The organism is Spirosoma endophyticum, assembly GCF_900112365.1.
In the GTDB taxonomy this organism is placed as follows: domain Bacteria; phylum Bacteroidota; class Bacteroidia; order Cytophagales; family Spirosomataceae; genus Spirosoma; species Spirosoma endophyticum.
The window spans coordinates 23,416-31,284 of record NZ_FOLQ01000039.1; the positions used below are offsets into that span (position 1 = coordinate 23,416).

The following is a 7,869-nucleotide window of genomic DNA, read 5'->3' on the forward strand; positions in this document are numbered from 1 at the left end:
AATGACCAGTTGGTACAGGTCTGGGCGTGCCGTGTAGGTATGCTACTTAAATTTTGGACGACTATCATAAATTAGTACATTCTCAAAATACCCTCCCACTTGAGACGATTCTGTGCTCTGCTTGAGTAAGTGACGTATTTTACGACCGGCCGTTGCCGCACGAAACGGCAAAACTGCCCACCGCTGCCTCGGACCGTCCGCATCTGGCCACTTTTGGTTGCCGATATACATGAATAACGACCCAGGGTTAAAGCTGCTATACTGCTAGTTAGTTAACCGCCGGCATGTCGGATGGATCAATCAGTAAATAGCCCGGATTTATGCAGGCCCCGTGCCAGCGCACCCCTAGATGCAAATGAGGTCCCGTGACCCGTCCTGTTTCGCCCACCAGGCCAATCGACTCGCCTTTGGTTACTGTTTGATTGGCCTTTACCGAAAAACTCTTTAAATGAAAATACTCCGAGATTAAGCCGTTGCCATGGTCAATGTAAACCGAGTTGCCACTATAAAATTGATTGGCGGCCAGTAACACTCGCCCGTTGCCCACACTTAAAACGGGTTTGCCCAAGCCCACCGGGTAGTCCTGGCCGGTATGGCGGTCACGGGGCTGACCATTCAACGTCCGGCAAGCGCCGAAGTTTCCTTCTCCTTTGGGCAGGTTTTGAGCCGGTTTGCCTACCGGTAGGTCGAAGACGGCTGGCCGTTCCTTCGTGTTGAAACTAATGAGGGGATTGACCAGGGCCGCTTCATTGGCGGCCCGTTTTTGATTTAAAGGAGATACGTTGACGAATTCGGGCTTAGGGAAGTTGTTCAGATCCTCCTGCAAGCATTCTTTGAGACCCACCTGGAGGGTTGCCGTTTCAAGTTTGCCCCCGGTTGTGCGTCGTGAGATGGTATAGGCCCCTGGCTTCATATCCATATCAACGGGATAATAGCAGGTACCATTAACGGGGCCAAATCGACACGTGCCGTGTAGGTATGCTACTTAAATTTTGGACGACTATCATAAATTAGTACATTCTCAAAATACCCTCTGTAAATTATATACGGGTCTTACTGGATCTTATAGGACATGATCTGGCTCCGCGCCCGATCCAATTGACACCATTAAATCAGGCATTGGAACCCCGCTCAACCCGGTTCATCTCAATTCGTTAGCGATCCAACCGGCTGGCCCCCAACTTTCAAGACTAATACCGAACAGCACCAATGGCCCCTTCCCTAGCTACCGCCAAGACGCCTCTGATCAAACCCCTGCCGCTGTCCTTGGCTTTACTTTACTTCGGCGGCTCAGCCCTGCTGTTTCGCGCCTGCGTGTATGGGCTCATGCCCTTCTTGCTGCACAGGGGCGTCAGCCCGTTTGGGGCTTTTATCAGCAGCTACTCCCTGGCCCTAACGGCCCTGATGGGGGCTACTCTGGTGGCCCTGCGCCAGGATGGCTACGCCCTTAACTGGATGACCTTTCGAGACCGACTCCGCTTTGTGCCCTTAACGAGCAGGGCCTGGGGCTGGGCGATGGGGTTATTCCTGGTCGGCTTTTTGCTAACGGGCCTGCTGATTCCCAGCGCCCAGGCCATCGCCCGCATGCCCCTCTTTAGCCCACCCGACTTTCTGCCCGATGTGCTCAACCCGCTCAGGCCTAAAACCGCTTCCCTGACCCAGTTCATGGGCGTGCCCTTAGGGGGCCAATGGTGGCTGCTAGCCGTGTATGCGCTGTTTCTGTTAGTTTTTAATTTGTTAGGCGAAGAGGTCTGGTTTCGGGGGTACTTGTTGCCCCGTCAACAGCTGGTGTACGGCCAGTGGAGCTGGCTGGTGCATGGGCTATTGTGGACGCTGTTTCATCTGCCGATTTATCCCTGGTACGCGGTGTACCTGCTGCCCACGGCGCTCACTGTGAGTTACGCAGCTCAGAAAACGGGTAGTGGCTGGGCGTCTTATTTAGTGCATGGATTAGGCAATGGGTTGCTGGTGTTGATTCCCATCATGGGGGGAATACTTGGGGGCTAGCCAGCCGCTGGTCAGTCCAAAGGCTGGGAACTTGTCAGGTAGAGGGGTTCAAGTCGGCGGTCAGCCAATCAACGCTTTAGGTGATGGCATTAACATGTAAGAGCTAGGCTGTCACTTGATTAGCTACAACCTTTTAGCGGAAGTGTCATTGGGCAAGTAAGACGGCGCTCTTTTCACCCCTGAGTACTAGGCCCCGCTCTAGCTAGTGGTATTCTCAAAAAATGCTTCCTAATGAGACGAGGAAGCGTCTAGGAATCTATGAAAAGGGCGTTTAATTTGACGCCCTCTTATACTATCTGTCCAACGCGGTTCATAGCATACGTGCAGGATGTTTCAATAGTTGGTTTACCCGCCTTATTGGCGTATCTTTCAATAAAACAACCATGATCATTTAAAACCGCTTTAGCTATGTCTGCTTCTGTTCGCCACACGATTGCTTGGATTCTACAACTAGTACTAGGCTTATTTTTCATTTTCGCCGGCTTCAATAAGCTACGCGACCTATCGTCCACGGTAGCTATGTTTGGTACCCTAGGACTACCTAGCGTACTAGCCTATATTGTGGGCGGAGGCGAATTGCTGGGCGGCATTGCTCTGCTGGTGCCACGCCTGACCCGGTTTGCCGCAATGGGCTTGCTGATCATTATGCTTGGAGCGGTCTTTATGCATGCTACGAAGATTCCAGGAGGTCTCGCTGGTGGCATACCAGCCCTAGTCTGCTTGATCTTATTAGGAGCATTGATATGGCTGCGTCAACCCATAACCTCTGCTACAACCTAAACAAAAGGGATTATAAATAATCGTCTCCATAAAACGCTCCCTCTTGAGATGGAGAAGCGTACAGAGACCCCATTTATCAGTAGAGTGTATAAAGTGGCAGATGATTTACAAGTAACGGCAAAATTTTCTTAACAGATTGTTTAGTTTGGGTATCCCGTTCCCTAAACCGAACCGGTGGGAACGGGATACCCTCGGTAGCGGCCCTCAGTCCGGTAGTTCGTCGATACTGCGGGGCTCGACCCTGGGCTGAGCATTCATCTGGTGGCGATACTGACTCGAAGTCTCATACGCCAGTTGACGAGCCCGCATGATGCTGCCCAGCGGCCGGTGGTCGGGCAGGCAGTGAAAGGGATTGAACGTCAACACATCATCGGCGTATACCCGCCGGGCCGGGCTGTAGGCATTCTGGGCTGGAATGACCAGTTTGCCAATGGGCTGGTAGGGACTTTCATCCTGAGGCCACTCCACCGACCCGTCTTCCACCGGCATACTAATTAGATCGGTGCACAGCTGAGCGCGTAGTTCATACTCGGCCCCTTGGTTCACGAAAAAAGAAACCACTAAGTCGCGCAGCGCCGAATCGTTACGGGCATCAATCTCTTGGCCCCGCAGGGGTTGCAACGCCTCAGATAGGGGTACGGCCGATAGTTTGGCGATATACTCACCGTAGCGTAAGGCGGCCATGCTGAAAAAGGTTTCCCCTAGAATGTGCGTGTTGGCCTTCCCAATGCCCAGGTCATTGGGTTCCGGCTCCAGCCCCACCACATCCAGCAGTTTGTGAACGCCCGTGATCAGCTTTGACTGAACCTCTTGCAGTTCTTCGGGTAGGCCAGCTTGCTTTTCCAGTTTTAGCTGCTGCTGGAGATAGGTCTCCACCGTACCGGTCGGAATGATGGGATGGTTGACCAGCAGAAAGTCCTGGGTGAGGGCATCCGCTTGGTCAGGCAAAAACTTGGGGCCCTCTACGCCGATCACCTTGATGGCCATGCCCCGAAACGTGGGCTGTCCGTCGGGCATGATAGCCCCCGGTGCGGTCGATAGCCGAATGATAACTGGATACGTGGCAGGCGTTTTGAACAAGCCCTGGGCTAGTAGTTGGGGAAGGTTATCATAAATCTGTAACTCACCCCGCAAAATACCATGGCTTTTGGCGTGGGCGTCGCGAATCGCGTGCCGGTGCTTCTCGAACATGAGCCGGTTGACGCGGGCCATCGAGTCAACGACTTGGCGGGTTTGTTCATCTTCATTGGGTTGTTTCACTTCAACCGCGTCCGAATAGGGGACATAATTGAGTTGGTTGGTTGTCATAAATTGAGTTGCTAGGATAAGGGCTGGAGCCAGTAGCCGTAGGCGTTCCACCGCGTGAACCAGCCGCAGCCCTAAGGGTTAGGAAATGAGTTAGCTGGCAGAGGGCACTTCCTCTGGCTTCGAGAGCAGGCCAGCCATGATGCCAAAAACGCCCGCGACCAGAAAGGTATTGCGTGCTTTGGCATGACCTGAAAAGCCCAACAACCAGGGAGCGCTCAGGGCGAATAGCCCCACGGCGGTGTCGGCCATCAGATGCCCCTTGAAGGGAATGACTTTAGCTAATCCCCACTCGGCGCGGGTCAAGAGGCTAGTTGCCAGGATGCTACCGCTCAAGACGCGGCTCAGGGCAACGGCCGCTGGTTGGTCGTCAAAGCCCACCAGGGCGGGCGCTGCCGCAACCAGGGGCACGTACGAGTAATCGGTGAAGCCGTGCTGCTGACGGCTAATTGGTTTTTTCATACCGGTTGAGTGGTTGTAGGGGGTGACAACAAGCTGCTTGTTGACCCCAACAGATGCATAGGGCGTCAGCTTACGGCTAAATAAACTTGGGTGTCAAAACATAGTTTTAATTTTTTCTGAAGAATGAACACATTCGCTGCCTTGGCGAAGGGGGTACATTAGTAAGATTATAATTTGGTTAGTCTCAACAGGCATGTCCTTCTTGAAAAAGTACTCTTTGGAGGTCAGCCCATTTTGTCCCATTTAACGCTCATGTATGAGACGAAAGGTAGCTCATGAATCTGCATCTTTATTGGGGCCTTTTTTGTGGCACTACTCACCTGGTTTATTACAAAAACCTTGAGCCGTAAGTTGTCTTACAGCGGTAAGACAGAAAACGAAATTTGTATTACATTGTGTAGTACTTATTATAACGTTGATTATAGAACAGGATTTTCCAACCAATTACCAGCTTAGAAGGTCTATTTTCTAAAAACTACCATTATGAAAAAGGCTCTAACAATACTGGTTTTACTGGGTAGTCTGATGAGCTGTCATGAAGTACAGCCCTCTGAAATCGCAGCGACCGTAATCGGCATTGATCCTCAAATGTGTGGCTTGTGTGGGGGCTGGTTTGTGCGGGTTGATTCTACCCTCTACCGAGCGGACATACCTACGCCTTATGCTAAGGCAAATAATCCGATCTGGCTACGCTATCAGCCTGATGAAAGGCCAAATTTTGAAGAGCGGGGCTGGATCACAATCAAGTCTGTACGTCAGCGATAACCGCTAACGCTTTCAGTCCTAGCTAACATAAAAGCACTTGTGTGATCCGTTCATCCTAAATGATTGTGAAATCAGGGACGGGTGGCAAAGTGGGGAAACCCCTTTGACAACTAGGTATTCGTGAGGGTATGAGTCCCTCTCTCCCGGTGCAGGAGTAACAGCATCGCCCCTACGGTAGCGACTGGTCCTCAATCCGTAAAGCGGGGCGAAAAGGCGGTAACTAGGAACCCAACCTGGAATCCCCGCCGAGCAAGAGACTATGGATAGCGAAAGCGAAGATGTGTAAACAGTAACTGTCGTTAATATGGAACAGCCAACGTGGGTTCATGGGCTGTGGCCAAAAGGCAAGGATAAGGGGCTGGCGATAAGTGCGCAACCAGTATGCATTCCCGATAAACCCGGCAGATAGCATCATCCTAAAGTCTCCAGTACGAATATTTGGAACGGAGTAACCCTTTACCGGCTCTGGGTCGTCAAAAGCGACCAAGTAGGTGCCAACCGCAAGCCAGTTTAGGGTGGGATTGCCTAAGAAGCAAATGCCCAATGTAATGATTGGGATAAGCTGACGTAGGCACGGTGGGTTGGAATGACTAGGAGCCAGTACCCGTGGATATGGCTAAAATCACAGGGGCAACCCTGATGATGGACTGTAAGAACTTCGGTTCTTTGAGCGGCAAACACACATAGTCAAAGTCTGGCGAAATACTCTGAACTTAGGGTGTCGAATCGGATGTAGGTGACAACTACCAACTCGCTGAGGAGCCGTGTGCGTGGAAACACGCACGCACGGTTTTGAAGACCAGCGGGACCGGGGACGGTCTCGCTGAGTTTAACATACAACAGCTTTGACATACTGCTTTACTAGCCATATTAGAAAACCCCCTCTTCCAAACAAACTCACTACCGTTACTACAGCGGCTACGAGCCAGCTTACCCACCGAGTAATCTGTATCGGCTCATCAACCAACCAAATGGGAGTATTGCGTTGACTAAAGCGGTAGAGCAGCCAGAGTAAGCCGATGAACTCAACTAACACAATCAGCACTTGAGCCGTAAACCAGCCTACCTGGTTCGTCCTTAGGCGGTTGTTGTCGTCCCAATGTAAACTGTTGGGAATAAGACTCCCATTTAGATAAGTATGAGCGTAGTCTAGGAAAAAGGGAATAATCACGCAACTCAACCCGTTAACCGCCATGAATAAGATAAAGTAGAATAACTTAGCCGTGGCGGTTCTTTCTTCGCTTAACATACGGATTCAGGTTTTCATAATATTCACTTACACAATAGGGCAAAACGTAGGATTCCAACCAATAAGAGAAATTTAAGGTCTTATCAGAAAGCCTTTCTGCTATGAACTCTAAAGTTACCGCCGTTCTACTAATTAGCTTGCTCTTGGGATGTAAAGGCACAGGCATTGAACCAGGAGAAGTTGCTGCTATGACAAAGGGTTACCTTTTTATTGACAACTTCGGCAACTATTGTTCACGTGGTGGCTTAGTGACGCTCATTGACGGAGACTCTTACCTAGCCATCAACTCAGTGCCAACGGAATATGAAGGTTTTTCTACTGCACCTTTACCCGTTTGGATACGCTATGAGCGAGAGAAACTGGATACGTGCTATATAGAGCCGAATCGAATCAACATTCTCTCGATCCGCAAAAGGGAATAATTGACTTATTCTTAGTCAAGGGGTATAATTGTTTCATTTGTTATGTCAGAATATCGACTACCATAACATTGATTATATAACAACCCGTATCTCGTTGGCCTTCGAGATTGAATCTACATTCCAACCTAAGTAGGACTGTTGAGGTCTAATTAAAAATGGGCTTGATGGCCCACCCTAAATCCGACAGACTATGGTCAACAAATCAACTTTGATACTACTTTTTGTAATGTGGTTAATTTTACTGAGTTGTAATCCTAAAGACCCGCTGCCCACTAACACGTGGTCTCAAGGGTGTGCTCAGTTAGCACCCGATTCCCAAGGCTATCGTTTGAGTGGAATGTGTTGTGCCTATCTGACTCTACCTGACTCTACCCCAGCTTGAACTCAACAAAAACAGGCAGTTTTCAGTCAAAGCAGATTTGTTCACATTCACAGGTGCTGGCTTCGCTAGTATTCCAATTACAGTGAACGGTGAATTGTCGAGCGATGGAAGCACATTGACAATCAGCTATTCGACGAACTCGATAATAACTACTTACCAACTGCGACCAGGTGTTGCTAAGATTGCTTGTGACTGTGGTTGCCTTTAACAATCACTGATTCAATTCTAGTTTGATACAGTTCATGTTAGCCAAGGCATGAAATTACTTATGTATTGTTCATCTCACGAAAGGCTCATTTAGTAGAGCTTAACCCCAGTTTAACTGGATGCTTTTGTCAAGAAGCGTTCGTTTCTATCCTAAAAATGTAATTCAAACGGCTCCATTAGACGTTGATTCGTTGATTTTCAGCTTACTTGGTTGTTTACGACTGACTTATTTAGTAGTCTAGCCGTTAATTCCCCAAAACGAATGATAGCGGTTAGCCAAATGAAAACTT

Annotated in this window: 8 protein-coding genes; 4 read left to right on the plus strand and 4 right to left on the minus strand. The window is 49.7% G+C overall.

Annotated elements, in window-relative coordinates; genetic code table 11:
- Positions 1–268: 268 nt before the first annotated feature.
- Entirely contained in the window at positions 269–919 is a 651-nt protein-coding gene (locus tag BM202_RS34435; RefSeq protein ID WP_245776922.1) for a M23 family metallopeptidase, read from the minus strand.
- Between the two features lie 290 nt (positions 920–1,209).
- Between BM202_RS34435 and BM202_RS34440 the strand changes: the two genes are divergently transcribed.
- Together BM202_RS34440 and BM202_RS34445 are read left to right on the plus strand one after the other, a co-directional pair.
- A complete protein-coding gene (locus BM202_RS34440) occupies positions 1,210–2,007 on the plus strand; it encodes a CPBP family intramembrane glutamic endopeptidase (protein WP_093834819.1) in 798 nt (265 codons plus the stop codon).
- A gap of 408 nt (positions 2,008–2,415) precedes the next feature.
- Positions 2,416–2,787: a DoxX family protein gene (locus BM202_RS34445; protein ID WP_093834821.1), complete on the plus strand. Its 372-nt coding sequence runs from the start codon at positions 2,416–2,418 to the stop codon at positions 2,785–2,787.
- A gap of 204 nt (positions 2,788–2,991) precedes the next feature.
- Here the strand turns inward: BM202_RS34445 and BM202_RS34450 are convergent, their stop codons facing one another.
- Together BM202_RS34450 and BM202_RS34455 are read right to left on the minus strand one after the other, a co-directional pair.
- The gene (locus tag BM202_RS34450) at positions 2,992–4,095 is read right to left on the minus strand and encodes a catalase family protein (RefSeq protein ID WP_093834823.1); all 1,104 of its coding nucleotides are present in this window, start codon (positions 4,093–4,095) and stop codon (positions 2,992–2,994) included.
- Between the two features lie 90 nt (positions 4,096–4,185).
- Positions 4,186–4,554: an SPW repeat domain-containing protein gene (locus BM202_RS34455; protein ID WP_093834825.1), complete on the minus strand. Its 369-nt coding sequence runs from the start codon at positions 4,552–4,554 to the stop codon at positions 4,186–4,188.
- A 483-nt stretch (positions 4,555–5,037) separates the two neighbouring features.
- On the opposite strand from BM202_RS34455, the gene BM202_RS34460 reads away from it, so the two are divergent.
- The gene (locus tag BM202_RS34460; RefSeq protein WP_093834827.1) at positions 5,038–5,319 is read left to right on the plus strand and encodes a hypothetical protein; all 282 of its coding nucleotides are present in this window, start codon (positions 5,038–5,040) and stop codon (positions 5,317–5,319) included.
- Between the two features lie 829 nt (positions 5,320–6,148).
- On the opposite strand, the gene BM202_RS37705 is transcribed toward BM202_RS34460, so the two are convergent.
- On the minus strand, positions 6,149–6,568 hold the full coding sequence (locus BM202_RS37705) for a hypothetical protein (protein WP_093834829.1): 420 nt from the start codon (positions 6,566–6,568) through the stop codon (positions 6,149–6,151).
- 101 nt (positions 6,569–6,669) lie between these two features.
- Here BM202_RS37705 and BM202_RS34470 point away from each other — a divergent pair, with 101 nt between their 5' ends.
- The gene (locus BM202_RS34470) at positions 6,670–6,990 is read left to right on the plus strand and encodes a hypothetical protein (protein ID WP_093834831.1); all 321 of its coding nucleotides are present in this window, start codon (positions 6,670–6,672) and stop codon (positions 6,988–6,990) included.
- Positions 6,991–7,869 lie beyond the last annotated feature (879 nt).